A 24503-nucleotide genomic window follows, 5' to 3' on the forward strand; every position below is an offset into this window, starting at 1 on the left:
TCCCTCCGGTGCCCCCATGCTCCATCTCCACCACTGCGTCAGCGCCCGCTCCTTCCGCCCCCTGTGGATGCTCGAAGAGCTGCAACTGCCCTACCAGCTCCACATGCTGCCCTTCCCGCCGCGCGCCAAGGCGCGGTGGTTTCTGGACGAGAACCCGCTGGGCACGGTGCCGCTGCTGGTGCAGGGCGATGTCCGCATGACCGAATCCGCCGCGATGTGCCAGTACCTCGCGGCCACACACCCGGATGCGGGGCTGGACGTGGCGCCCACGCACCCGGCGTATGGCGCCTACCTGAACTGGCTGCACATGAGCGATGCCACGCTGACCTTTCCGCAGACGCTGGTGCTGCGCTATGGCCGCTTTGAGCCTGCGGAGCGGCAGCAGCCGCAAGTGGTGGAGGACTACAGCCGCTGGTTCCTGGCCCGGCTGCGCGCCGTAGAGACGGCCCTGACCCACAGCCGCAGCGACCATCTGTGCGCGGGCCGCTTCACGGCGGCGGATGTGGCGGTGGGGTACGCGCTGCTGCTGGCGCAGCACCTGGGGCTGGATGTGCAGTTCGGCCCGGCCACGCAGGCCTATTGGCAGCGGCTGCAGCAGCGGCCCGGCTACCAGCGTGCCATGGCGGCGCAGGTGCGGGCTGCCGAGGAGCAGGGCGTGCCCACAACCCCAGCGCCGGATACGCGGCCCTGAGCGCTCTCCAGAGCCCCTGAGCGCGCGCCCTCAGTCCTTGGCCTGCAGCCCCGCTGGCGGTGCATGTGGCGCATGGGGATCGGGGCTGAGCAGCGATTGCACCAGCGCCCGGAACTCGGGCGAGTGGCGCAGCACGCTACCGCCCGCCTCGATGAGGTCGGTGACTTCTTCCGACGTGATCGAGAACGCCGTGGGCACCTGCAGCAAGCGGCGGCGTGCGATGTCGTCGGGGGCGTCGCGCAGGTTGACGGGGATGACGTGGATCTCTGCGTCGGGCGCGAACACGTCGTTGGCGCCGGTGGGGCCTGACGCCAGCGAGCGCTGCCATTGGCGTGTGATGTCGCGCAAGAACTCTTGCGTCTCGCGCGTGGCGCGGGCGCCGGTGCCGAACAGCAGGGCGTCCACCACCTGCGCCATGTTGGGCACCTTGTCGCTCATGTCGATGTTGACCGAGGGATCGCGCTCGGCGTTTACCGTGATCAGCACCAGCTTGCGGATGGTGGCAGGCGGTATGCCGACCTCGCTGAAGGTCTGGCGCAGGCCGCCATTGGCCAGGGCGCGGTCCAGCAGGCGCTGCACCCCCAGGTTGTCGGCCAGGCCGCCATCGACCAGATGGATGTAGGGCTTGCGCTGCGCATCCACATAGCTCAGTTCATGGGCACGGTTGAGCCGCACGCGGTAGTCGCCCGCCGCCGCCGCGGCGACCGATGGGGAGGGACGATCGGGGCACTGGTCGGCGTAGTTCTTGAGCGTCATCGGGCTCAGCAGCAGCGGCACCGCTGACGAGGCCGCCACGGCGAACGACAGCGGCACCTTGCGCAGGTCGGAGCAGATCAGCGAAAACTGCTCCCAGGTGAACTCAAAGCCGGTGCCCAGCGACATGTCGGTGGCGGTGATGAACAACTGCGGGTGGCGCGGGCGCCGCTCCACGTCGCCAAAGGTCAGGCCGCCATACAGCTCGTCCAGCCGCCGTGCCAGCAGGTGCGTGCGGCCCAGCCAGGGGGAGGTCAGGTCGATCAGATTGCCCGGGCGCAGCGCCTGGGTGATGAGGCTGTTCTGGAAGTTCTGGCGCAGAAAGTCCTGTTCAAAGCGTGGCAGCCCCTCGATGCCATGCGCCGCAAAGTAGGCCGCCACAATGCTGCCGCCCGACACACCGCTGACAACGTCAGTGGCGTCCAGCAAGGTGGTGGGGTGGCCGTTCCACACAAACCGCGTCTGCTGCAGCTCGGTCAGCACGCCATAGCCAAACGCGGCGGCCCGCGCCCCGCCGCCTGACAGCGTGACGGCCACGAGAATGGTCGGGTCGCGCTCGGACTTGCGCACTGGGATGTTCTGATCGCCCGCAGGCAGCGGTTCGTTGATCCAGGGTTTGACCGACGAACAGCCCGCCAGCAGCGCCAGGGCGGCGGCCAGTACCGTGTGCTTCATGGTCCGCGCAAAGGTGTTCATCGCCATGTCCCTTTTTTCTGTGCACCCGTGTCAGCAGCCGAGCAAGCCGGGCAGCTCGGCCATGCTGCGAAACACGTGCTGCGCCCCTGCAGCCCGCAGCGCGGCCCCATCGTCCAGCGGGGCGTAGGCAAACACGGTGGCCCCGGCAGCCGCACCGGCGGTGACGCCGGTCACCGTGTCTTCGACCACCGCACAGCGCGTGGGCGCTGCCTGCAGCGCTGCAGCGGCGGCAAGGTACACATCGGGCGCTGGCTTGGTGGCGGGCATCTCGTGGCCGCTGAAGATGCGGCCTTCAAAGTAAGGCGCCAGGCCCACCTTGGCCAGCTGCATCTCGACCTTGAAACGGTCGGCCCCCGAGGCACAGGCAATGCGCCCGCCGTGGTGGGCGTGCACACGCTCGACAGCGCCGTGGATGTGCTCGATGGCGGTGAGCTGCGCCTCCAGCGCAGCATTGCGGCGCGCGTAGAAGGCCGACATCCATTCGTCGGTCAGCGGACGGCCCGTGTGGTGCTCAATGCGCGCGGCCTCGCTGCGCACCATCTTGCCGATGAAGAGGCGCATGCACTCTTCCGGCGTCATCACCCACCCGGCCTCGGCCAGCATGTCGCGCAGCACGCCGTTGGTGATGGGCTCGCTGTCCACCAGCACGCCGTCACAGTCAAACAGGATTGCTTCAAATTTCATAGCTATCAAGACATATTGCACTAGCGCTCGAGGTGGTTTTGGCTTGAATTTCAGCCATGGAGGTCTCCATCGACATAGAACCAGCGCCCCTCCTCGCGCACAAAACGGCTGGTCTCGTGCAGGCGCACGGCGCGCCCAGCGACACGGTAGCGGGCCACAAACTCGACCACGGCGTGGTCGGCGTCGGTGGCGACGTATCGGCGCACGTCCAGCCCGAGCCATTTGGCCCCCGCATCAAAGTCGAGCGTGGCCGGGCGCGTGCTGGCGTGCCAGGTGGCCTGCAGGTAGTCGGCCCGCTCGCACGCAAAGGCGGTATAGCGCGACCGCATGAGGCTTTCGGCATCGGGGGCGGCCATGGCATCCAGCCCGGGGGCGGCCAGGTAACGGCCGCAACAGCTGGCGAATGGCAAGGGGGCTGCGCTTTTGACCTTGCTGCTACCCGGGCCCGCAGGCGCCAGGCGCCCGCAGGGGCAAGGGTCGGTAGGCCGTGGCAAAGACATCGTGACGCCCCTCAGCGCAAGGCGCCGAACACCTTGCGGGCAATGGCGCTGCCGGCGGCGGCCGGGTCCTGACGGATCTTGCGCTCTTCTTCGCCAATCATGAGGTACAGGCCGTCCAGCGTCTTGCCGGTGACGTATTGCGCCAGGTTGGCGTCTTCGGCCTTCAGCAGGCCAAAACTCGCGGCCTTGCCAGCGAAGGCGTTGTATTTCTGCGTGAGGCCGACTTTCTCGGTGGCCTGGTTCACCACCGGCAGAAAGCGCTGGCCCAGTGGCGTGCGCGTCTTGTCGGCAAAAAAGGCGGTCACCGAGTTGTCGCCGCCGGTGAGGATGTTCTTGGCATCGGTCACCGTCATGTTCTGCACCGCGCCCACCAGCAGGTCCTTGCCCATGGGCACGGCCGCTTCGGCAGCGCGGTTGATGGACACCACCAGCTCATCGATGCGCTTGCCCTGGCCCAGCGACTTCATCACCTTGGCCGCATCGTCCAGGTAGCCCGGCAGGCCGATGCGCACCTTGGGGTTGCCCAGAAACCCGTCGTTGCGGCCGAGCAGCGACACCGCCGCCTGCGCCCCCTGGGTCAGCGCGGCCTTGAGGCCGCTGGAGGCGTCGGCATTGGTGAGGTCGCCCAGCGACAGCGCCCAGGCGTGCTGCGCAGTGGCGCACAGCAGCGCCCCCATGAGGCTGGTTTGGTGGAATTGGCGGCGTTGCATGGGGCGGTACTTTCGATGGGGGCAGCAGAGGAGGCCCACTCGGCCGCCACTGCAATGAGGGCGCACTGTGCCGGAGCCGTGCGGGGGATTGCCCGGGATTTTCGCTCAGCGAATGAGGGGCAAGCCGCAGGCCGTAGACTGGCCCCACCCAAGCATCCAACAAGGAACCTTGCAATGTGGCAAATGAGTGTGCCGTGGTGGGAGTTTGTGCTGCGCGGCGTGGTGGTGTATCTGTTCTTGCTGGTGTTCATGCGCCTGTCGGGCAAGCGGCAGACAGGGCAGTACGAGCCGTTTGACCTGATCCTGCTGCTGATCCTGTCGAACGCGGTGCAGAACTCGATGAACGCGGGCGACAACTCGCTCGTGGGCGGGCTGATCTCTGCCAGCACGCTGATGCTGCTGCATGTGGCGCTGGCGCGGCTGGCGTTCCACTTCCCGCGCATCGGGCGCTGGGTGGACGGCAAAGCCCAGGTGCTGATCCACCAGGGCGAGCTGAACCAGGCGCTGATGCGCAAGGAGCTGCTGACCCGCGACGACGTGGAGGCCGCACTGCGCGCCGGTGGCTGCCTGCACGCGCACGAAGTGGAACGCGCCACCATCGAGACCAACGGGCAGATCACCGTGGTGCTGCGCCGCCGTGGCGAAGAGGGCTAAGCCGCCCCGCGCCCACTCCAACAATCTGCGCCCCCATAGGCCCTCACAACACACGCGACCCGATATGACTGCACTGAACGTTCTGGGCACCATGCTGATGCCCTGCTCCTACGACCCACTGACCGGCTACTACCGCGATGGCTGCTGCAACACCGACGAGCACGACCACGGCACCCACGTGATCTGCGCACGCATGACACAGGCGTTTCTGGACTTCTCGCTGTCGCGGGGCAATGACCTCATCACCCCCCGGCCCGAATACCGGTTTGCAGGACTCAAGGCCAACAACCGCTGGTGCCTGTGCGCCCTGCGCTGGAAGGAAGCCTACGAGGCGGGTGTGGCACCGCCGGTGATCCTGGAATGCACCCATGCCCGCGCGCTGGAGTTTGTGACGCTGGCGCAGTTGCAGAGCGCGGCGCTGTCCAGCAGCTGACCGTTCTGACAAGCGCGGGGCGCAGCCCGGGCCGGGTGTTCCGCCCCTTGCCCCCTACCTCTGTCGGGTTGCCGGTGATTGGCTGCACGGCGAAAGATCAGGACTTTGTGTTCCTCCCTTTCGCTGCACATGCGGCCACATCCGTCACCATGACCATCACCCTTCCTGCCCAGCAACGGCGCGCGCGTGCCGCTGCATCCCCGCCCACATCTTCCACCCCGCTGCGACTGTGCGCAGTCAGCGCGGCCGTGGCCGCTGCCGTGCTGCTGAGCGGCTGCGAGACCACCAGCATGCGCATGGGCAGCGCCGATGCCAAGACCGTGGCCACCGGCAGCGCTGCGGGCGGAGCCTCTACCGGCGCCAGCGACTCGCTGGAGCGTTGCGAAAGCCCGCTGGGCACCGTCTCGCTGATCGAGAACCAGCAGGCTGGCTGGTACACCATCCTGCGTGACCAATACCGCCTGCCGCCCACGGCCAACCTGCTGCGTCTGCTGGTGCAGCAGTCCAACTGCTTTGTGGTGGTGGAGCGCGGCGCCGCCGGCATGAACGCAATGACGCGCGAGCGCGCGCTGATGCAGTCGGGCGAAATGCGGCAGGGCAGCCAGTTTGGCCAGGGGCAGATGGTGGCTTCGGACTATGGCCTGTCGCCCGAAATCGTGTTCCAGAACAACAACGCTGGCGGTGCCTCCGCATCGCTGGGCGGCTTGGTCGGTGGCCGTGCCGGGGGCCTGCTGGCAGCCATCGGCGGCAATATGAACACCAAGGAGGCCAGCGCGCTGCTCACGCTCATCGACAACCGATCCGGTGTGCAGGTGGCGGCGTCAGAAGGCAGTGCCGCCAAGACCGACTTTGGCGCCATGGGGCAACTGCTGGGCGGATCGGGCGGCGCGCGCATGGGCGGCTACTCCAACACGGCCGAAGGCAAGGTGATTGCGGCCGCTTTCATGGATGCGTTCAACCAGATGGTGCAGTCGCTGCGCAACTACCGCGCCCAGACGGTGAAGGGCCAGGGCCTGGGGGGTGGCGGGCGACTGAGTGTGGACGGCGCCGCACCGCCCTCTCAGACATCGGCCGCGCGTGCTGCCGCGCAAAACAATGGAGCCACCACAGGACTTTCGCTGCGCGATGCGCAGGCCCGCCTGAATGAGCTGGGCTACAACGCGGGCACGCCCGATGGCGCCATGGGCGGCAAGACTACGGCGGCGCTGCGCGCCTTTCAGAAGGACAAAGGGCTGCCCACATCCGGGCGGCTGGATGCGGCCACGGCGGCGGAACTCGCCCGCTAAAGCCTGAGGGATGCCCCGGGGACACCGGGGCGGGTGGCCCTGCAGCAATGGGCGCGCTCCAACACAAAGCGGATCACATCCGATCAAAGAAAAGCCCCCGCAGCAACTTCGCTGCGGGGGCTTTGGGTTGGTTGAGGGGCCGTACAGCCCCCAGCACTCAGTTTTGCGTGTAGCAGGTCTTGGCGGGCAAGACGGTGTCCACGTAGCTCTCCACGCTGGCCGCTGTCGGGAACGCGGTGGGTATCTGATCGCCAAAGATGCACAGGCGGGGCCCCTTGCGTGCCCAGACAGCGCGTGATGTCAGGCCCGACGGCTGGGTCCACAGCCCCCAGAAAGCGGTCAGCGTGGCCGTGCTGCCGTTGCGGTCGAACGCCACATTGCCCACATCGGTCAGCGGACCTGCAACGGTGCCCGTGCCGGAACAGTTGGCGTCGGCATAGGTCACCACGCCAATCTGCCCCGTCACGCGGGTGTCGCTCTGGCGGGTGATGCGCCACAGCGAGCGTCCCCAGGTTCCTGGCCGCACCACCACGCACAGCTCCTGCTTCCAGTCGCCCTCCGGCAGCCCCAGCGCTGCCGTCGCGCAGCTCACGTCCACCGAACTCACATTGGCCGACCCTACCGTGCCCGTTCCGTTGCGCACCATGCAGCTCTGGCCCGAAGGCTGCGTGCGCACCGTGATGGCGTAGGCCGTGCCACCCGCCAGTGCCGTGCCGAACGTGAAGCCGCCGTTGCTGGAGACCGACAGATCGTCGCGCCCGTTGTTCTGCAGCACCACGGCGCCACCCGTCAGGCCGCTGACCGAGCCGCCCACCGTGTAGGTGGCAGCCGCCAGGTTTTCGCAGCGCACCTGCACGTTGCTCACATTGGCAGTGGCTGTGCCGGTGCCTTCCGTCACCGTGCAGCGCTGCCCGCTGGGCTGGGTCTTCACGGTGACGGCATAGGCAATGCCGCTGTCCAGACGCGTGACGAACACGAAGTTGCCATTGGCATTCACGGTCAGGTCGTCCTTGCCGGCGTTCTGCAGCGTCACCGTTTTGCCAGCCCCCAGGCCGCTGACCGCGCCGCCGATACTGAATGCGCCAGCGCTGGGCGGAGGCGTGCCGTTGTCGTCATCACCGCCACCACAGCCCACCAGCAAGGCGGCAGCCAGGCCCAGGGCGGCCCAGCGGAAGATAGGTCGTGCGGGGTGCCAGGTGCGCCCGGCACCCGTTGCGCTGGCTTGTCGTGTCATGAACAGAAACCTCGTGATGGTGAATGGAGCGCGGATTCTGTGCGCCCCCCCCTCCCATGCGAAACCCTACGCTGGTAGGGTTTGCGCGCCGTCCATCCTGCTGAACACTTGGCAGAATTTGCCCGCAGGCATACCTTTCGGTATGGGCCGCCCGCCGGGCTGCCTCCCCGCCCTCCCCGCATGTCCCCTTCCTCTCCTTACGCGCTCATCCTCGACGACCATCCGCTGGTGGCACACGGCATGGCCGAATTCCTGCGCGCCCGACTGCCGCAGATGGACGTGGTGGTGGCCGCTGGGGCAAACGACCTTCTGCGCTGGGTGGACACGCGGGGCACGCCGGCCATCGCGCTCATCGACTTCTGGCTGGCAGAAGGCGCCGCCGTGGGCCTGATCGCCCAGGTGCGCAACCACTGCCCCGGAATGCCCATCGCGGTGATCAGTGGCGACGATGACCCCGCCGTGATGGACCAGGCCCGGCAGGCAGGCGCGCAGGGCTTCATCCACAAACAAGCAGCGCCTGAAACCTTCGGGCTGGCGGTGGAAGCCTTGCTGAGCGGGCTGGTCTGGTTTGAACCGGGCCATCCGGGCAGCCAGCCGCTGCGCAGCCGCGACCTGCCGGTGACACCGGCCGAGCTGGGGCTGTCTGTCCGGCAGGGCCAGATCCTTGCGCTGGTGCTGCAGGGACTGCCCAACAAACGCATTGCATCGCAGCTGGATATTGCAGAGAGCACCGTGAAGGAGCACGTGACGGGCATCCTGGAGCGGCTGCGGGTGCGCACACGGGTCGAGGCCATCACCCTGCTGCGCGGGCGGCGGCTGGAGCTGCCCTGATGCGCCTCGTCCGGGCTGTGGTGCTGGTCGCGGCCTTGTGCCTGCAGACGGCATTGCCCGCAAGGGCGCAGGCACTGAACCCGGACCTGGCCGAGCTGGACCGGCTGCAAAACCTGTCGCAACGCAACAGCGCCGAGGCCGTGCATGCGCTGCAAGCCGCCGCTGCGCGCTTTGCCAACGCGGCCGATGTCGCGACCCGGCGCACTTACTTGGCGGCGCTGACAGACGCGGCCTTTGAGACGGGGCAGGCGACGGTGGTGACCGAGGGCATTGCGCAGCTGAAGGCGCTCGCCGCTGGGCAGAAAGATCCGTCGTCGCAGGTGCTGGCTGTCTGCTTCGAGGCCCGGCAACTGGCCGTGGCGGGAAAAACACGCGCCGGACTGGACGCACTGGCGCGCGAAGCGGCCGCCGCCGAGCGCGCACCCGACCCCTGGGTGCGCTGGCTCTATCACCTGACGCTGGGCGCCCTGCACAGCGGCAACGGCCAGTTCGAAACGGCGATGACCCACCTGCTGCGCAGCCTGGAACTCTCGCGCACGCTGCCACGCCAGGCGGCCACGTCTGAGCTGCGGTCGCGCACCCACCTGGAGCTGCTGCACTTCGACATGAAGAACCCGGAGCGGGCGCTGCAAACCATCCGCGAGGCGTTGCCCCTGGCCGAAAAGCTGGACGCCCGGCAGGCGCAGGGCTGGCTGCACCTGCACCGTGGGAATGTGGAAAACGTGCAGGGCAACCTCGACACCGCCGTGGCCGCCTACCGGCAGTCCTTGCAGATCGCCCGCGCTGGAGGGCTCACCGGGCTCCAGGCCACGGCGCTGAACAACCTGGGCGACGTCCTGCTGCAGCGCAAGGCGTATGCCGCGGCCGAGCCCGTGATGCGCGAGGCCCTGGCCGCGTACCGCAATGCACACGAGCTGAACGGGGCCGCAATGGCGCAGGCCAATCTGGGCTTTGCACTCATGGGCCAGGGCCGCATTGCGGCCGGCGTGCATGAGGTGGAGGCAGGCATCCGGTTTGTGCACGAAGCGGGCTCTCTGCCCATGGAAGAGCAGTTGCTGGGCGAGCTGTCGCGCATGTACGAGCAAGCCGGCCTGTACCGCGAGGCCATGGCCACCACCCGCAAGCAGCAGGCGCTGGCCAAGGAGCTGTTCCATACCGAGCGCGACCAGGCCGTGGCGGCCTTGCAGGAGCGCTTTGACAGCGCTGAACGGCAGCGCCAGATCGAGCAGCTGGCGCAGGCCAACCGGGTGCAGGATGCCGAGCTGCGCGTGCGCCGCATGCAGCAGATCGGACTGGCGGCTGCGGTGGCACTGGCACTGCTTGCAGCGGGCGCCAGCTTCTGGCTGTACCGCCGCACGCGCACTGCCAATGAGGCCCTGGCCGAAGCCCGGCGCCAGGCGGAAGGCGCCCTGATCGAAAAAAACCTGTTCCTCGCCACCGCCAGCCACGACCTGCGCCAACCCGTGCACGCCATGTCCTTGATGGTGGAGGCGATCAACCTGCGCAATACCGACCCGGTCTTGCGCCCGCTGGTGGCCGACCTACGCACCAGCATGCAGGCCATGAGCCAGCTGTTCAATGCGCTGCTGGACCTGTCGCGCCTGGAGTCGGGGCAGCCGCTGGGCCACAAAGCCGCCGTGGACCTTGGCGCGCTGCTGGCGGACGTTGTGCGCCTCTTCCGCGAGCAGGCCAGCCTCGGCGGCCTGACGCTGCGGCTGCGGCTGCCGCGCCGTGGCGCCACCGTGTGGGCCGAGCCGGTGCTGCTGCGCCAGGCGCTGGCGAACCTAGTGCAGAACGCCATCCGCTACACACCGCAGGGCAAGGTGCTGGTGAGCGCACGCGCACGCGGCGGTGACTGGCTGGTGGAGGTGCGGGACACGGGCATTGGCATTGCCCCCGCCGATCAGGCCCGGGTGTTCAGCCCCTACTATCGGGGAGCGCGGGCCGACCAGATGGACGAAGCGGGGCACGGCCTAGGCTTGGCTGTGGTGGCGCGCTGCGCCGAGCAGTTGGGGGCGGCGTACGGCGTACGTTCGCTCGCGGGACAGGGGTCGCGCTTCTGGCTGCGGCTGCCAGCCCATGTGGCACCCGATGCAGGCGCGACCACCGCCCCTACGGCGGCACACCGCCAGTCCATCCTGGACCGCCCGCTGCAGGGCCAGTGCCTGGTGCTGGACGATGACCCCCAGGTGCTCAAGGCCTGGCGCGCCATGCTCGAAGCCTGGGGCGTGACGGCAGCCTATGCCACCACCGGGGCCGAAGCCCATGGCCGGCTCGACGAAGGCCTGGTGCCAGATGCCATCTTCTGCGACCAGCGACTGCGCTCGGGCGAGAGCGGCTTCGACATCCTGCGCACGCTGCTGGCCCGCTGCCCAGCCGCCCGGGGTGCGATGGTCAGCGGCGAGTTTGACGCCCCCGCCTTGCGGGACGCCGAAGACGAGGGCTACCTGGTGCTGCGCAAGCCCGTGAACCCTGCAGAGCTGCACGCTGTGCTGGCGCAGTGGCTGGCCCCCAGCAACAGGCGGCAGGACCAGAGCGCGGTGCCTTTCCCATAAGCACAGGCAGCTACCTTTCCAATAGCGCGGCAGTACACCTACCGGTGTCTTTCGAAGCCCCAGCCGCCGCAGAACGTGCGGTTGTTGCCTGCGGCCTGCTCAGGCAAAGGCAGGTATCACGGCACCGGTCGTCTGCCAGCGGTGCACCGCCCGTCTGCCCGCTGCACGCGGCGATCACGCAGCCCCCTACCATCCGCAGCCAACGACCGGCGACACCGACACGCTGGCAAGTCATATGAGGAGGGAGCCACACCATGACCACCACCGGGACCACCCCACCGCCCGGCCAGCCCCGCTGGCTGTACCAGGCGCAGGATGCGCAAGGCCGCCCCACCGAGGGCTTCGTGCATGCCCAGACGGCCGAAGAAGCCATGCAGGCCATTGCGGCGCTGCAGCAGCCCCCGCTCACCCAGGTGCAGCTGCACACCTCGGGGCTGTATGCCCGTGCGATGACCGAGATGGCGGACGACGCACTGGGCACCCTGGACGTGAAGGCACTGCGCCAGCTGGCGCGCGACCAGATCGAAGCGCTGCAGAACCCCGGCCTGTGGACCACGCTGCGCCAGCTGCTGCGCAACAACCGTACCTGGCTGCTGGTGTGCGCGGCCCTGGTGGCGCTGGCCGTGTGGCGCCAGTGGAGCCCATGGGTGCAAGGGATTCTGGTACTGGCCATGCTGGCGCCGCTGGGGGTCTTTGCCTACATGCACCAGTTTCAGCGCACGTACCAGCAGATGCTGCACGCGCACGCCACGGGCGACCTGCCCCGCCTCGAGGTGCTGGCCCAGCGGCTGGCCCGCGCGGCCGAACGGCATGCGTTCTTGCGGCAGCCCGCCTGGGACGCCGCCGTGCGCATGGCCTGGTTCGAGGCGCGCGCCGAAGGGGTGGACGCCGCCATCCTGCGCTTGCGCATCCACCCCATGCGCCCGGCGGACGAAGGCGAATTCTTGGCCCGCATCTATACCTTGCCCCTGGCCACGGGCGACCATGCGGGCTTTACCGCCCGCCTGCGCGAGCTGATGGCGCAGCGGCCGGGAGAGCCCACTCTGCAGTTGGACCTGGCCCTGGGTGAGGCCCGCGCGGGCCACACCGACGAAGCGCAGCGCCTCGTGGACACGCTGCAGCCCGCCATGCTGCCACCCCACGGGCAAGCGTTCATCGACTGGGTGCGGGGCATGATTGCGCTGCGCGACCCGGCCCGGGCGGGCGAGGCCGCCAGCCACCTGGGCAAGGCGTGTGAGCAATTTCTGGGGCTGGTGCGCAAGGCCCCGGGCGCCTGGCCCTCACTGGCCGTGTGCACCTGCGACTACGCGCTGGCCTTGGCCTGGAGCGGGCGCGCCGAAATGGGGCGCACCGTGTTTGCCAGCGTGCAGCCGGTGGCCCGGCACCACGCCGAGCCCGAGCGTCTAGCGCTGCTGGAGCGCGAGTTACGCCTCAGGGGCTGAGCGTTTTTTGAGCTGCGCCCGAAAGGCCCACGCACCTAGGGCCCGGCACCGTGGCTCGCAGGCTCAGGCCAGCGCGCGCTGGATGATGATCTTCTGCACGTCGCTCGTGCCTTCGTAGATCTGGCACACGCGCACGTCGCGGTAGATGCGCTCCACCGGGAAGTCGTTCACCACGCCGTAGCCGCCCAGCGTCTGGATGGCGGCGCTGCACACGCGTTCGGCCATCTCGCTGGCAAACAGCTTGGCCATGGCGGCTTCCTTCAGGCAGGGCTTTCCGGCATCGCGCAGCGCGGCGGCGTGCCAGATGAGCTGGCGCGCGGCCTCGATCTGCGTGGCGCAGTCGGCCAGGCGGAAACCCACGGCCTGGTGGTTGAAGATGGCGGTGCCGAAGCTTTCGCGCTCTTTGGAATACGCCAGCGCCGCGTCGAACGCGCTGCGCGCCATGCCCACGCTTTGGGCTGCGATGCCAATGCGGCCGCCTTCGAGCGCGCCAAGGGCGATCTTGTAGCCCTCGCCCTCGGCACCGATGAGGTTCTCGGCAGGGATGCGGCAGTTGTCGAAGTTGATCTGCGCGGTGTCGCTGGAATGCTGTCCCAGCTTGTCTTCGAGCCGCGCGACGACGTAGCCGGGGCTGCTCGTGGGCACGAGGAACGCGCTCATGCCCTTCTTGCCCGCGCCCTTGTCGGTGACGGCGATGACGATGGCCACATGACCGTTCTTGCCGCTGGTGATGAACTGCTTGACCCCGTTGATCACGTATTCATCGCCCTGCTTCACCGCCGTGGTGCGCAGGGCGGAGGCGTCGGAGCCCACATGTGGCTCGGTCAGGCAAAACGCGCCCAGCATTTCGCCACGCGCCAGCGGCGTGAGCCAGTCGCGCTTTTGCTGCGCGTTGCCGTAGCGCATGAGGATGGCGTTGACCGGGCAATTGGTCACGCTGATGGCGGTGCTGGTGCCGCCATCACCGGCGGCGATCTCTTCGAGCACCAGCGCGAGCGTGAGGTAGTCGAGGTGGGCGCCGCCAAACTCTTCGGGCACGCAGATGCCATACGCGCCCAGCGCGGCCAGGCCCTGGTGGGCCTCCTTGGGGAAGTGATGTTCCTTGTCCCAGCGTGCGGCATTCGGCCACAGCTCGGTTTGCGCAAAGTCGCGCACCGCGTCGCGGATCATTTCCTGGTCTTGGGTCAGCAGCATGGGAGTGTCTCCAGAGTCGTTGTTCAAAAATTCGGGGGCTTAGTGGCTTGCGCACTACCAGTGGGCAGCGCGGCGGCCGTCGTAGTGCAGCAGGCGGCCCTTGTCGGCAGCGGTCACGCTGGCCAGCGTGCTGCGCAGGCCGCGCACACTGTCTTCGACCGTCAGCGGCGCACCGCCGCCGCCCATGTCGGTCTGCACCCAGCCGGGGTCGATGGTGACCAGCGTGGCGCCGGGGTAGTCGTGCTGCGCGGCGGCCACGGCCATGTTCAGCGCGGCCTTGCTGGTGCGGTACAGCCACGAGCCGCTGTTCGGCACGCTGCCGATCTGCGACATGGACGAGGACAGAAACGCAAACACGCCGCCCGCCTCCACCACCAGGGGCGCCACCTGCGGAATGGCCTGCATGGCGCCCAGCACGTTGGTGTGCATGACGGCATCAAAGTCTTGCTGCGTGGGTGGGGTGAGCGCGTTGGGGCGGCGGATGACACCGGCCACATACAGCGCCAGGTCCAGCTTTTCGCCGTCGAGCTGCCAGGCCAGGCCGCTCACGCTGGCGGGGTTGGCCACATCCACGGTGAGCGCCTCGGCGCCAAGCGCCAGCACGCGCTCGCGGCCGGCGTCGTCGCGCACGGTGGCGATCACGCGGCGCCCGGCGTCGGTGTACTGGCGCACCAGCTCCAGGCCGATGCCCCGGGACGCGCCCATCACGAGTATGGAGTTCATTTTCAAGCCCAATATGCCGCAAGCGCTAGTAAATCATTCGCCAACAGCTATCAATTCAGGAGTAAACAAAACAGCGACACCCACTCAGGCAGACAGGTAGCCGGCGTACTCGAAATAGCCCGACCACGCGGGGTCGTACGCCACCTTCAGCTCCAGCGATGCCGCCTCGTCGCGCAGCAGCAGGGGCGCCAGCGTCTGCTTGGCCAGCTGTTCGTCGCTCACGTAGTACAGCGCCTGCCGGCGGCCCGCGCGCATCAGCGTCAACACCAGAATGCCCAGCTGCGGCACCTGGAGCAGCGTGGCGGCTTGCTCGTGCAGGTCTTGCACGGCGGTCAGTGTGTCGCTGTCGGGCACCGCCAAGTCCACGGTGAGGGCATAGGCCAGGTCGGCCCGCATGGCCACAGCGTTGGCACTGGTGTTGACCATGACCACGCCGGTCTCGGGCGCGTCTTCGCTGTCGATGTCGTCAGGGGGCAGTTCGTTGCCGTCCTCGTCGATGGGGCAATCAAACTGCAGTTCCAGCCCGTCCCATTCGGCATCGCCCGTGGGGAAGTGGCCGGTGTGGCCCAAGGTGTCGGTCCAGTAGCGGTCGAACACCGGGGGCAGCTGGCTCAGCGGCACCCAAGGTGTATGGGTGTCGCCGGGCTCGCCCACAAAGTCCACCGCGCCCACCTTCACGGCAAAGTCGTACTCGCCCAGCACATGGTCGAGCATGATGAATGCCATGTTGCGCGCATGGTCCTGGTAGTCGCTGGGGATCTCGCGGCCAAAGCGGATCTCCAGCGCCGCCTGCCCGCCGTCCTGCTCCAGCGCCACCAGCACTTCGGACGTGGCCAGCTCAAAGCCTTCCATGCCGATGGGAAAGTCCGGCTGCGTGGTGCGCTCGCGAAACGCACGCACGCGATAGTGCGGCAACGCGGGTGCGGCCGCCACCACCTGCGCCAGCAACGGAAACCGCTCGATGCTGCCGTGGGCCGTGACGATGAGGTCCACCACGGCATCGGCATCGTCGCCGGACATCTCCAGCGCCAGGCCTTCCAGGTGCTGATCGATCAACGCATTGGCCGCCCCCACGCGCTCGCGCAGCGGCTGGGCCTGGAGCGATGCCTGGGCATCGGAAAACGCGCGCCAGAAGGCGCCGATGGCGGGAGAGGGAGTGGTCATCGCGGTCCTTGTGCAAAGTCGGGGATCATCCCATCTCCAGCCAGCGGCCTCAGACGAGTTCCAGCGCCACGGCCGTGGCCTCGCCACCGCCGATGCACAGCGTGGCCAGACCCTTGGTCAGGCCGCGCGCCTTGAGGGCATGGATCAGCGTGACCATGATGCGCGCGCCGCTGGCGCCAATGGGGTGGCCCAGTGCGCAGGCGCCGCCGTTCACGTTGACCTTGTCATGGGGCAGGTCCAATTCCTTCATCAACGCCATGGGCACCACGGCGAAGGCTTCGTTGATCTCCCACAGCTGCACGTCGCCCACTTGCCAGCCGGCCTTGGCGAGTGCCTTTTGTGTGGCGCCCAGGGGTGCGGTGGCAAACCACTCGGGCTCCTGCGCATGGGTGGCGTGGCTCACGATGCGGGCGACGGGCTTGCAACCCAGCTTCTTCGCGGTGGACTCGCGCATCATCACCAGCGCGGCCGCGCCGTCGTTGATGCTGGAGCTGGACGCAGCGGTGATGGTGCCGTCCTTCTTGAACGCGGGCTTCAAGGTGGCGATCTTCTCGAGCTTGACCTTGCCCGGGCCTTCGTCCACCGACACCACGGTCTCGCCCGCACGGGTCTTGACGGTGACGGGCACGATCTCGGCCGCGAACGCACCGGACTCGGTGGCCGCCTTGGCGCGCTGCACGCTGGCGGTGGCAAACGCGTCCTGCTGCTCGCGCGTAAAGCTGTACTTGGCCGCGCAGTCTTCGCCAAAGGTGCCCATGCTGCGGCCCGCTTCGTAAGCGTCTTCCAGGCCGTCGAGCATCATGTGGTCGAAGATGCGGTCATGGCCCAGGCGGTAGCCGCCGCGGCCCTTTTGCAGCAGGTAGGGGGCATTGGTCATGCTTTCCATGCCACCCGCCACCATGACGTCGTGCGTGCCGGCCAGCAGCATGTCGTGCGCCATCATCGCGGCCTTCATGCCGGAGCCGCACATCTTGCTGAGCGTGACGGCGCCCGCGCCCTTGGGCAGGCCGCCTTTGAACGCGGCCTGGCGCGCGGGTGCCTGGCCCTGGCCGGCCATCAGGCAGTTGCCAAACAGCACTTCGCCCACGGCGTCGGGCGAGACACCGGCACGCTCGATGGCGGCCTTGATGGCGGCGCCACCCAGGTCGTGCGCGGCCAGGCTGGAGAAGTCGCCCTGCAGCGAGCCCATGGGGGTGCGTGCAGCGCCAACGATGACGATGGGGTCTTGGATGGACATGGTGAAGGTCTCCTGGGTAAGGGCTGAGGAAAAGTGGGGGCGAAAAACGGGGTTTTGGCGGGCGCTCAGCGGGCCGCAGCGCCTTGCGCAAAGCGCCGCTCCGTGTCGTAGGGGAAAACATCAAACATATGACCCGCCTGGATGCGCTCCTTGTGCGACTGCCAGAACGCGGCGTCGAGCAGGTCGGCGTGGTGCTGCATGAACACCTCGCGCACCGCGTCGTTGCCCAGCAGGAAGGGGCCAAAGGTTTCGGGGAACACATCGCGCGGGCCCACGCTGTACCAGACCTCGCCGCTCATCTCTTCTTCCTCGTTGCGCGGCGTGGGCACGCGGCGGAAGTTGCAGTCGGTGAGGTATTCGATCTCGTCGTAGTCGTAGAACACGACCTTGCCGTTGCGCGTGACGCCAAAGTTCTTCCAGAGCATGTCGCCGGGGAAGATGTTGGCGGCCACGAGGTCCTTGATGGCGTTGCCGTATTCGATGACGCTGTGCTCCATCTGCTGGCGCGCGCGCGGGTCGGACAGGCCGGTGTCGAAGGCCTCCTGCAGGTAGATGTTGAGCGGGATCATGCGCCGCTCGATATAGAGGTGCTTGATGATCACCTCGGTCTGGCCGTCGCCGTCGCGGTCGCTGATTTCGAGCTGGCTGGGGGCGAACTTCTCGATCTCGGCAATCAGCGCATCGTCAAAGCGGTCGCGGGGGAAGGCGACTTCGCTGTACTCCAGCGTGTCGGCCATGCGGCCCACGCGGTCGTGCTGCTTGACCAGCAGGTACTTGGCCTTGATCTGTTCGCGCGTGGTTTCCTTCTGGTGCGGAAAGTAGTCCTTGATGAGCTTGAACACAAACGGGAAGCTCGGCAGGTCGAACACCAGCATCACCATGCCCTTGATGCCCGGCGCGATGCGGAACTGGTCGCTGGAATGCTTGAGGTGGTACAGGAAGTCGCGGTAGAACAGCGTCTTGCCCTGCTTGGCCAGGCCCAGGGCGTTGTAGATCTCGGCCCGCGGCTTGCGCGGCATGAGGCTGCGCAAAAACTGCACGTAGGCGCTGGGGATCTCCATGTCCACCATGAAGTAGGCGCGGGCAAAGCTGAACAGCATCTGCATGTCGTCTTCACCGAACAGCGCGGCGTCGATGGTCAGCTTGCCGCTGTCGTCGTGCAGGATGGGCAGCGCAACCGGCACCTCGTTGAAGCCGTTGATGATCTTGCCCACCACATACGCGCCCTTGTTGCGAAAGAACAGGCTGGTGAGCACCTGGATCTGGAAGTTGGTGCGCAGCCTCACCTTATCGAGCCGGCTGCGCATGGCGCCCACCACACAAGCGGTGTCACGTGGGAGGTCGGCAAATTCGCGCTGCAGCTGGAAGTTCTCGACGATGGCCTGGAAGGTGTCGCCCAGCGTGTCGCGCGTGGGGTAGTAGGCGCGGTAGGTGGGCCGCGCGGCAGGCTCGTCGTTCTCGATGTATTCGGTGCTGACCGCAGGCCGCACAAAGATGAAGTCGTTGTGGAAATGCGTGCGGTGCAGGATCTTGGTGGTGACCGAGTTGAAGAAGGTTTCGGCCAGCTCGGGCTGGTGGTGGTTCACCAGCAGCCCGATGTAGTGCAGCTTGACCTGGTGCCACACATCCATCGGCTGCGCGCCGGCCTCGAACTCTTTCTCCAGTCGGCGCACGCATTCTTTCACCCGCAGGTCGTAGAACTCGATGCGCTCGCGCTGCGCCCGCTGCTGGCCGTGCCAATCAGCGGTTTCAAAACGGTGTTTGGCGCGCGCGGACTCGGTGCGGAACAACCGGTAATGCCGGTTGAAGCCGTCCATCATGGCCTTGGCAATGCCGTAGGCCTGGGGCGCATCAAGGCGTTGCGGGAACATGGTGGCGGGCATCCTTGTCAGCGCAACCGTCGCATGCGTAGGCCGGGCGCCCGGCTTACTGCCGACGGGTAGCAGCCACGCCAGCAATCGCTGCTTTGTACAGCGATTCCAGACCTTCGGTGCTGTCCACCGACATGTGCAAGTTGTTGATGAGCCCGTCCTTGAGGCCGTAGCACCAGCCATGCAGCGTGACCTTCTGGCCCCGGCCCCAGGCGTCCAGCATCACGGTGGTCTGTGCAATGTTCACCACCTGCTCGATGGCATTGAGCTCGCACAGCACGTCGTGGCGCCACTCAGGCGCGGTGGCGGCGATCAGGTCGCGGTGGCGGTCACGCACGTCCTGCACATGGCGAATCCAGTTGTCGGCCAAGCCCACGCGCGTACCCTCCAGCGCGGCCAGCACACCGCCGCAACCGTAGTGGCCCACCACCATCAGGTGCTCGATGCGCAGCTGGTCCACCGCGTATTGGATGGTAGACAGGCAGTTGAGATCGGTCGGCACCACCACGTTCGCCACATTGCGGTGAACGAAGACCTCACCAGGCTCCAGCCCGGTGATCTGGTTGGCGGGCACCCGGCTGTCGGAGCAGCCGATCCACATGTACTTGGGCTTCTGCTGCGCCAGCAGGCTGGTGAAAAAGCCGGGCCGCTCGCGCTCCATCTGGGCCGCCCAGGCGCGGTTGTGAACAAACAGGTCGTCGATGGAGGAAGGCATGGGGTCCTTGGTGTGTGAGGGTTGGTCGATCAGTTGTCGCAGGTCAGCAGGTCTCGGCAAACAGCTCGCGGCCAATCAGCATGCGGCGGATCTCGCTGGTGCCCGCGCCAATCTCGTACAGCTTGGCATCGCGCCACAGGCGGCCCAGCGGGTACTCGTTGATGTAGCCATTGCCACCATAGATCTGCACGCCTTCGCCGGCCATCCAGGTAGCCTTTTCGGCGCACCACAGGATCACGCTGGCGCAGTCCTTGCGGACCTGGCGCACGTGGTCGGTGCCCAGCATGTCGAGGTTCTTGGCCACAGTGTAGGCAAACGAGCGGCCCGCCTGCAGCACGGTGTACATGTCGGCCACCTTGCCCTGGATGAGCTGAAACTCGCCAATGCTCTGGCCGAACTGCTTGCGGTCGTGAATGTAAGGGATCACGTTGTCCATCACGGACTGCATGATGCCCAGCGGGCCGCCGGTCAGCACCGCGCGTTCGTAGTCCAGGCCACTCATCAGTACCTTGGCACCGTTGTTCACGCCGCCGAGCACGTTTTGTGCAGGCACCTCGACGTCCTGGAACACCAGCTCGCCCGTGTGGCTGCCGCGCATGCCCAGCTTGTCGAGCTTTTGCGCAATCGAGAAGCCCTTCATGCCCTTCTCGATCAGGAAAGCCGTGACACCGCGTGCGCCCATTTCAGGCTCGGTCTTGGCATACACCACCAGGGTGTCCGCATCGGGGCCGTTGGTGATCCACATCTTGCTGCCGTTGAGCAGGTAGTAGCCGCCCTTGTCCTCGGCCTTGAGCTTCATGCTGATCACGTCGGAGCCCGCGCCGGGCTCACTCATGGCCAGCGCGCCCACGTGCTCGCCGCTGATGAGCTTGGGCAGGTACTTGGCCTTTTGTGCCTCGTTGCCGTTGCGGTTGATCTGGTTCACACACAGGTTGCTGTGAGCGCCATAGGACAAGCCCACCGACGCACTGGCGCGGGAGATTTCTTCCATCGCCACCATGTGGGCGAGGTAGCCCATGGCGGCACCGCCATATTGCTCTGGCACTGTGATGCCGAGTACGCCCAGATCACCCATCTTCCGCCACAGGTCCATGGGGAATTGGTCGTTGCGGTCGATCTCGGCCGCGCGGGGAGCGATCTCTGCCTGCGCGAAGTCGCGCACGGCATCGCGCAGGGCATCGATATCTTCGCCCAGCTGGAAGTTGAGGCCGGGAAGGTTGGCGGGAATGCTCATGGGGTTTGTCTCCTCGTAGAAGGTAGGGAAATGGGCAGGGCTCAGCCCTGGATGCTGTCGCGTCCGGTGACCGCCATGAGAGTGCACCCCATGGTGGCGACCAGCTTTTCTTGGTTGCCGTCGATAGCGAAGGCTCGGCCTTCGCAGACGGTGATGGTGCGGCCGGGCTTCAGCACCCGCCCTTCCATGCGGAATCGCTCGCCTTTGGCAGGGGCCAGCAAGTTGATCTTGAATTCGATGGTGAGCACGGCGGCATCTGCCGTCATGAGGGTGAAACCGGCATATCCGCACGCTGAATCCAGCGCGGTGGACACCATGCCCGCATGGAGAAATCCATGCTGCTGGGTCAGGGCGGCTGCCCAGGGGAGTTCAATGTCTACAGCACCTGGCGCCACCAATCCCAGCGACGCGCCAAGCGTCTTCATGGCCCCTTGCCGCGCAAAGCTGTCACGCACGCGGTCGGCAAAGTCAATGCAACGCGGCTCAAAGGGGGGCGTGCTCACTACAGTCTCCTAATTTACGTTTACGTAAACGTCAATTATGGATCAATTTTGCTTTTCTACCTTGGCCAGTAGCGTACGCGCCTCTTCTTCGTGCTCGCGCACCTCTTCCAGGTTGGCCTGCAGATCGGCCATTTGCTCTTCGAGTTGTTTGCGATGGACCACCAGCACGTCCAGAAACTTGCGGAGCTGTACGCCGGTATCGCGGGGGCTGTCATAGAGGTCGATGATCTCCTTGGCTTCCGTGAGAGACAGTCCCAGGCGCTTGGCCCGCAACGTCAGCCGAAGTCGCGTGCGGTCGCGTGCGCTGTACACCCGGTTGCGGCCAGCGGCGCCGGTGCGTGCGGGCTGCAACAAGCCCATGTCTTCATAAAAACGGATCGCCCGGGTGGTGAGATCGAACTCTTTGGCAAGGTCGCTGATGGTGTAGGTATTGGCCATGGTGGGTGCTGCACACAGCAGTATCGGTTTCGCACAGGAGACAGCCGGGTGGCGGCAGCTCCCTACAATGCATCGAATGCATGACGTTTACGTTAACGTCAATGCTAACCCATCACACCGCCTCCATGAATCCACTTGAACACCAGATCCACTACCCGCTCGGCGACGCGCTGCCCGTCGAGGGCACCACCTTGGAGGTCGCGCCCGGAGTGCACTGGATCCGTATGGGCCTGCCCTTTGCCCTGGATCACATCAATCTGTGGCTGCTGCGCGATCGCCAGCCGGATGCTGGCGGTGTGCTGGTGGACGGGTGGACCGTGGTGGATTGCTGCATCGACAGCGCTGCAAGCCGCGCACAGTGGGAGCAGATATTTGCGAACTGCCTGGAGGGCTTGCCCATTCTTCGCGTCATCGTGACCCACATGCACCCAGACCATATCGGGCTGGCACATTGGCTGTGCGAGCGCTGGAATGTGCGCTTGTGGATCAGCGCCACGGACTACAACGTAGCGCGTGTCGCCGTCTATGACCCGCAGGGGTTTGGCGGGGAAGCAGGGGCCGATTTTTACGCGCTTCACGGTGCACAAGAACCGTCTTTTTTGGACCATGTGCGAGGACGCGCTTCGTATTTTCCGACCCTGGTCCCTGCTCTCCCACCCCGTTTTCGACGAATCATGGATGGAGACACGCTGAACATCGGGGGCCGCGCCTGGCGTTGCATCAGCGGCTACGGCCACGCGCCCGAGCACATGGCATTGTTTTGCGCTGAGCTGACCACCTTGATCAGCGGAGACATGGTGTTGCCGCGCATCTCCACCAATGTCAGTGTCCACGCCAGCGAGCCAGAGGCCAACCCGCTACAGCTGTTCTTGACTTCGCTCTTGCGGTATCTGGATCTACCAAAAGACACCTTGGTGCTTCCATCGCATGGCAAGCCGTTTACAGGCCTGGGCACGCGCGTTGCGCAACTACAAAACCATCACCGCGAGCGGCTCACTGAGATTCTCCAAGCCGCGCACACCCGTGCACTAAGCGCCGCGGATACTTTGCCAATTCTGTTTCAACGCCAGTTGGACACCCACCAGATGACTTTTGCTATGGGTGAGGCGCTGGCACATCTTCATCATCTGTGGATGGATGGCAAGCTGGAGCGCTTTCTCGACCAAGTCGGGATTCAGAGATTTCGCGCACCGAACGGTGGATAAACGCACTAAATGCGTGGCCGAGCAGCGCTTATTGAGCAGCAATCAGATAGCACACTCAGCCGCGCTGAAAGATGGTAGTCAATGCCGGTAAGGCGTGTGAGTCGATGCAGGAGCCAGGGTGGTACAGATACTTTTGTGTGCCTGGAAAGCAAAAAACCCCAGTCATATCTGACTGGGGTTTTCTGGGCTGTAAGAGCCTGACGATGACCTACTTTCACACGGGAACCCGCACTATCATCGGCGCAAAGTCGTTTCACTGTCCTGTTCGGGATGGGAAGGAGTGGGACCAACTTGCTATGGTCATCAGGCATAACTTGGTGCTGGGCAGTTTTTGTGAACTGCCTGGCGAATTCATAGAGTCTGGAATCAGATGTTTGTGTTTTGACTGCGTCTAACTTGGCATAACAGACTTTGAGCTTCACGCTGGTTGCGTGTTGGCTATCAAAGTTATAGGGTCAAGCCGCACGAGCAATTAGTATCAGTTAGCTTAACGCATTACTGCGCTTCCACACCTGACCTATCAACGTCCTGGTCTTGAACGACTCTTTAGGGGGCTCAAGGCCCCGGCAGATCTCATCTTGAAACGAGTTTCCCGCTTAGATGCTTTCAGCGGTTATCTCTTCCACACTTAGCTACTCGGCAATGCCACTGGCGTGACAACCGATACACCAGAGGTGTGTCCACTCCGGTCCTCTCGTACTAGGAGCAGGCTTCCTCAAATCTGCAGCGCCCACGGAAGATAGGGACCAAACTGTCTCACGACGTTTTAAACCCAGCTCACGTACCTCTTTAAATGGCGAACAGCCATACCCTTGGGACCGGCTACAGCCCCAGGATGAGATGAGCCGACATCGAGGTGCCAAACACCGCCGTCGATATGAACTCTTGGGCGGTATCAGCCTGTTATCCCCAGAGTACCTTTTATCCGTTGAGCGATGGCCCTTCCATACAGAACCACCGGATCACTATGTCCTGCTTTCGCATCTGCTCGACTTGTCAGTCTCGCAGTTAAGCACGCTTATGCCATTGCACTATCGTCACGATGTCCGACCGTAACTAGCGTACCTTCGAACTCCTCCGTTACGCTTTGGGAGGAGACCGCCCCAGTCAAACTGCCTACCATGCACTGTCCCCGATCCAGATAATGGACCTAGGTTAGAACCTCAAACACACCAGGGTGGTATTTCAACGTTGGCTCCATGAGAACTAGCGTCCTCACTTCAAAGCCTCCCACCTATCCTACACAGATCTGTTCAAAGTCCAATACAAAGCTACAGTAAAGGTTCATGGGGTCTTTCCGTCTTTCCGCGGGGAGATTGCATCATCACAAACATTTCAACTTCGCTGAGTCTCAGGAGGAGACAGTGTGGCCATCGTTACGCCATTCGTGCAGGTCGGAACTTACCCGACAAGGAATTTCGCTACCTTAGGACCGTTATAGTTACGGCCGCCGTTTACTGGGACTTCAATCAAGAGCTTGCACCCCATCATTTAATCTTCCAGCACCGGGCAGGCGTCACACCCTATACGTCCACTTTCGTGTTTGCAGAGTGCTGTGTTTTTATTAAACAGTCGCAGCCACCGATTTTTTGCAACCCCGTTGGGCTCCCTCTGTACGAGTTCACCTACTTGGGGCATACCTTCTCCCGAAGTTACGGTATCAATTTGCCGAGTTCCTTCTCCTGAGTTCTCTCAAGCGCCTTAGAATACTCATCTCGCGCACCAGTGTCGGTTTGCGGTACGGTCGTCA

At 65.4% G+C, this 24503-nt stretch carries 22 protein-coding genes and 2 rRNA genes (1 of these 24 cut by a window edge); 8 read left to right on the top strand and 16 right to left on the bottom strand.

Going from position 1 to position 24503, the window contains the following annotated elements; genetic code table 11:
• The first annotated feature begins 16 nt into the window (after positions 1-16).
• The gene (locus tag C8C96_RS00395; protein ID WP_121941087.1) at positions 17-691 is read left to right on the top strand and encodes a glutathione S-transferase family protein; all 675 of its coding nucleotides are present in this window, start codon (positions 17-19) and stop codon (positions 689-691) included.
• 30 nt (positions 692-721) lie between these two features.
• On the opposite strand, the gene C8C96_RS00400 is transcribed toward C8C96_RS00395, so the two are convergent.
• From C8C96_RS00400 to C8C96_RS00415, 4 genes are read right to left on the bottom strand one after another with little or no spacing between them, the layout of a single operon-like run.
• Positions 722-2146, bottom strand: a complete 1425-nt coding sequence (locus C8C96_RS00400; RefSeq protein WP_233584122.1) for a patatin-like phospholipase family protein — start codon at positions 2144-2146, stop codon at positions 722-724.
• A 24-nt stretch (positions 2147-2170) separates the two neighbouring features.
• Positions 2171-2824 carry an HAD family phosphatase gene (locus C8C96_RS00405; protein WP_121941089.1) on the bottom strand — a complete coding sequence of 218 codons (654 nt, stop codon included), beginning with the start codon at positions 2822-2824 and terminating at the stop codon, positions 2171-2173.
• A 50-nt stretch (positions 2825-2874) separates the two neighbouring features.
• On the bottom strand, positions 2875-3324 hold the full coding sequence (locus C8C96_RS00410) for a YchJ family protein (RefSeq protein ID WP_121941090.1): 450 nt from the start codon (positions 3322-3324) through the stop codon (positions 2875-2877).
• Positions 3325-3335: 11 nt separating this feature from the next.
• On the bottom strand, positions 3336-4034 hold the full coding sequence (locus C8C96_RS00415) for a DUF4197 domain-containing protein (protein WP_099729207.1): 699 nt from the start codon (positions 4032-4034) through the stop codon (positions 3336-3338).
• A gap of 174 nt (positions 4035-4208) precedes the next feature.
• Here C8C96_RS00415 and C8C96_RS00420 point away from each other — a divergent pair, with 174 nt between their 5' ends.
• The 3 genes from C8C96_RS00420 to C8C96_RS00430 all read left to right on the top strand — a co-directional run bounded on the left by C8C96_RS00420 (position 4209) and on the right by C8C96_RS00430 (position 6407).
• Positions 4209-4688, top strand: a complete 480-nt coding sequence (locus C8C96_RS00420) for a DUF421 domain-containing protein (protein ID WP_056057813.1) — start codon at positions 4209-4211, stop codon at positions 4686-4688.
• A 64-nt stretch (positions 4689-4752) separates the two neighbouring features.
• The gene (locus tag C8C96_RS00425) at positions 4753-5121 is read left to right on the top strand and encodes a DUF2237 family protein (RefSeq protein WP_056057809.1); all 369 of its coding nucleotides are present in this window, start codon (positions 4753-4755) and stop codon (positions 5119-5121) included.
• A 149-nt stretch (positions 5122-5270) separates the two neighbouring features.
• Positions 5271-6407 carry a peptidoglycan-binding domain-containing protein gene (locus C8C96_RS00430; RefSeq protein ID WP_233584123.1) on the top strand — a complete coding sequence of 379 codons (1137 nt, stop codon included), beginning with the start codon at positions 5271-5273 and terminating at the stop codon, positions 6405-6407.
• Positions 6408-6564: 157 nt separating this feature from the next.
• Here C8C96_RS00430 and C8C96_RS00435 read toward each other — a convergent pair whose 3' ends face one another.
• Positions 6565-7641, bottom strand: coding sequence for a hypothetical protein (locus tag C8C96_RS00435; RefSeq protein ID WP_121941091.1), 1077 nt, complete (start codon positions 7639-7641; stop codon positions 6565-6567).
• Between the two features lie 180 nt (positions 7642-7821).
• Here C8C96_RS00435 and C8C96_RS00440 point away from each other — a divergent pair, with 180 nt between their 5' ends.
• The 3 genes from C8C96_RS00440 to C8C96_RS00450 all read left to right on the top strand — a co-directional run bounded on the left by C8C96_RS00440 (position 7822) and on the right by C8C96_RS00450 (position 12469).
• Positions 7822-8472 carry a response regulator transcription factor gene (locus C8C96_RS00440; protein WP_099729204.1) on the top strand — a complete coding sequence of 217 codons (651 nt, stop codon included), beginning with the start codon at positions 7822-7824 and terminating at the stop codon, positions 8470-8472.
• Positions 8472-11027 (top strand): ATP-binding protein, encoded by a 2556-nt coding sequence (locus C8C96_RS00445; RefSeq protein WP_121941092.1) that lies wholly within the window; start codon positions 8472-8474, stop codon positions 11025-11027. The genes C8C96_RS00440 and C8C96_RS00445 overlap by 1 nt, the downstream gene beginning before the upstream one ends.
• Positions 11028-11281: 254 nt before the next feature.
• Positions 11282-12469, top strand: a complete 1188-nt coding sequence (locus C8C96_RS00450; protein ID WP_121941093.1) for a hypothetical protein — start codon at positions 11282-11284, stop codon at positions 12467-12469.
• 63 nt (positions 12470-12532) lie between these two features.
• Here C8C96_RS00450 and C8C96_RS00455 read toward each other — a convergent pair whose 3' ends face one another.
• The 9 genes from C8C96_RS00455 to C8C96_RS00495 all read right to left on the bottom strand — a co-directional run bounded on the left by C8C96_RS00455 (position 12533) and on the right by C8C96_RS00495 (position 21548).
• Positions 12533-13663, bottom strand: a complete 1131-nt coding sequence (locus C8C96_RS00455) for an acyl-CoA dehydrogenase family protein (protein ID WP_121941094.1) — start codon at positions 13661-13663, stop codon at positions 12533-12535.
• Between the two features lie 54 nt (positions 13664-13717).
• Positions 13718-14386, bottom strand: coding sequence for an SDR family oxidoreductase (locus C8C96_RS00460; protein WP_056743746.1), 669 nt, complete (start codon positions 14384-14386; stop codon positions 13718-13720).
• Between the two features lie 84 nt (positions 14387-14470).
• A complete protein-coding gene (locus tag C8C96_RS00465) occupies positions 14471-15550 on the bottom strand; it encodes a DUF695 domain-containing protein (protein WP_121941095.1) in 1080 nt (359 codons plus the stop codon).
• Between the two features lie 49 nt (positions 15551-15599).
• Complete coding sequence (locus C8C96_RS00470) at positions 15600-16787, bottom strand: acetyl-CoA C-acyltransferase (protein ID WP_116748048.1); 1188 nt, start codon at positions 16785-16787, stop codon at positions 15600-15602.
• A gap of 65 nt (positions 16788-16852) precedes the next feature.
• The gene (gene aceK / locus C8C96_RS00475) at positions 16853-18658 is read right to left on the bottom strand and encodes a bifunctional isocitrate dehydrogenase kinase/phosphatase (protein ID WP_121943805.1); all 1806 of its coding nucleotides are present in this window, start codon (positions 18656-18658) and stop codon (positions 16853-16855) included.
• Between the two features lie 55 nt (positions 18659-18713).
• Entirely contained in the window at positions 18714-19373 is a 660-nt protein-coding gene (gene can / locus C8C96_RS00480) for a carbonate dehydratase (protein ID WP_056057784.1), read from the bottom strand.
• A 43-nt stretch (positions 19374-19416) separates the two neighbouring features.
• Complete coding sequence (locus C8C96_RS00485; RefSeq protein ID WP_056057780.1) at positions 19417-20607, bottom strand: isovaleryl-CoA dehydrogenase; 1191 nt, start codon at positions 20605-20607, stop codon at positions 19417-19419.
• 41 nt (positions 20608-20648) lie between these two features.
• Complete coding sequence (locus tag C8C96_RS00490; RefSeq protein WP_121941096.1) at positions 20649-21110, bottom strand: PaaI family thioesterase; 462 nt, start codon at positions 21108-21110, stop codon at positions 20649-20651.
• A gap of 42 nt (positions 21111-21152) precedes the next feature.
• Positions 21153-21548, bottom strand: a complete 396-nt coding sequence (locus C8C96_RS00495; protein WP_121941097.1) for a MerR family DNA-binding transcriptional regulator — start codon at positions 21546-21548, stop codon at positions 21153-21155.
• Between the two features lie 125 nt (positions 21549-21673).
• Between C8C96_RS00495 and C8C96_RS00500 the strand changes: the two genes are divergently transcribed.
• On the top strand, positions 21674-22753 hold the full coding sequence (locus C8C96_RS00500) for an MBL fold metallo-hydrolase (protein WP_121943806.1): 1080 nt from the start codon (positions 21674-21676) through the stop codon (positions 22751-22753).
• Positions 22754-22948: 195 nt separating this feature from the next.
• On the opposite strand, the gene rrf is transcribed toward C8C96_RS00500, so the two are convergent.
• Together rrf and C8C96_RS00510 are read right to left on the bottom strand one after the other, a co-directional pair.
• A 5S ribosomal RNA gene (gene rrf / locus C8C96_RS00505) occupies positions 22949-23061 on the bottom strand.
• 143 nt (positions 23062-23204) lie between these two features.
• Positions 23205-24503 (bottom strand): 23S ribosomal RNA (locus tag C8C96_RS00510) (it continues 1580 nt past the right edge of the window).

The sequence above is a fragment of the Acidovorax sp. 100 genome (assembly GCF_003688355.1).
GTDB lineage: Bacteria > Pseudomonadota > Gammaproteobacteria > Burkholderiales > Burkholderiaceae_C > Acidovorax > Acidovorax delafieldii.

Excerpts from the sequence above, each read along its gene's own strand:
- C8C96_RS00445 (WP_121941092.1), top strand. The coding sequence starts at position 8,472 with ATGCGCCTCGTCCGGGCTGTGGTGCTGGTCGCGGCCTTGTGCCTGCAG.
- C8C96_RS00450 (WP_121941093.1), top strand. The coding sequence starts at position 11,282 with ATGACCACCACCGGGACCACCCCACCGCCCGGCCAGCCCCGCTGGCTG.
- C8C96_RS00500 (WP_121943806.1), top strand. The coding sequence starts at position 21,674 with ATGAATCCACTTGAACACCAGATCCACTACCCGCTCGGCGACGCGCTG.
- C8C96_RS00465 (WP_121941095.1), bottom strand. The coding sequence starts at position 15,550 with ATGACCACTCCCTCTCCCGCCATCGGCGCCTTCTGGCGCGCGTTTTCC.
- C8C96_RS00395 (WP_121941087.1), top strand. The coding sequence starts at position 17 with ATGCTCCATCTCCACCACTGCGTCAGCGCCCGCTCCTTCCGCCCCCTG.
- C8C96_RS00470 (WP_116748048.1), bottom strand. The coding sequence starts at position 16,787 with ATGTCCATCCAAGACCCCATCGTCATCGTTGGCGCTGCACGCACCCCC.
- C8C96_RS00460 (WP_056743746.1), bottom strand. The coding sequence starts at position 14,386 with ATGAACTCCATACTCGTGATGGGCGCGTCCCGGGGCATCGGCCTGGAG.
- C8C96_RS00420 (WP_056057813.1), top strand. The coding sequence starts at position 4,209 with ATGTGGCAAATGAGTGTGCCGTGGTGGGAGTTTGTGCTGCGCGGCGTG.
- C8C96_RS00440 (WP_099729204.1), top strand. The coding sequence starts at position 7,822 with ATGTCCCCTTCCTCTCCTTACGCGCTCATCCTCGACGACCATCCGCTG.
- aceK (WP_121943805.1), bottom strand. The coding sequence starts at position 18,658 with ATGTTCCCGCAACGCCTTGATGCGCCCCAGGCCTACGGCATTGCCAAG.
- C8C96_RS00485 (WP_056057780.1), bottom strand. The coding sequence starts at position 20,607 with ATGAGCATTCCCGCCAACCTTCCCGGCCTCAACTTCCAGCTGGGCGAA.
- C8C96_RS00405 (WP_121941089.1), bottom strand. The coding sequence starts at position 2,824 with ATGAAATTTGAAGCAATCCTGTTTGACTGTGACGGCGTGCTGGTGGAC.
- C8C96_RS00425 (WP_056057809.1), top strand. The coding sequence starts at position 4,753 with ATGACTGCACTGAACGTTCTGGGCACCATGCTGATGCCCTGCTCCTAC.
- C8C96_RS00400 (WP_233584122.1), bottom strand. The coding sequence starts at position 2,146 with ATGGCGATGAACACCTTTGCGCGGACCATGAAGCACACGGTACTGGCC.
- C8C96_RS00435 (WP_121941091.1), bottom strand. The coding sequence starts at position 7,641 with ATGACACGACAAGCCAGCGCAACGGGTGCCGGGCGCACCTGGCACCCC.
- C8C96_RS00430 (WP_233584123.1), top strand. The coding sequence starts at position 5,271 with ATGACCATCACCCTTCCTGCCCAGCAACGGCGCGCGCGTGCCGCTGCA.
- C8C96_RS00455 (WP_121941094.1), bottom strand. The coding sequence starts at position 13,663 with ATGCTGCTGACCCAAGACCAGGAAATGATCCGCGACGCGGTGCGCGAC.
- C8C96_RS00495 (WP_121941097.1), bottom strand. The coding sequence starts at position 21,548 with ATGGCCAATACCTACACCATCAGCGACCTTGCCAAAGAGTTCGATCTC.
- C8C96_RS00410 (WP_121941090.1), bottom strand. The coding sequence starts at position 3,324 with ATGTCTTTGCCACGGCCTACCGACCCTTGCCCCTGCGGGCGCCTGGCG.
- C8C96_RS00415 (WP_099729207.1), bottom strand. The coding sequence starts at position 4,034 with ATGCAACGCCGCCAATTCCACCAAACCAGCCTCATGGGGGCGCTGCTG.
- can (WP_056057784.1), bottom strand. The coding sequence starts at position 19,373 with ATGCCTTCCTCCATCGACGACCTGTTTGTTCACAACCGCGCCTGGGCG.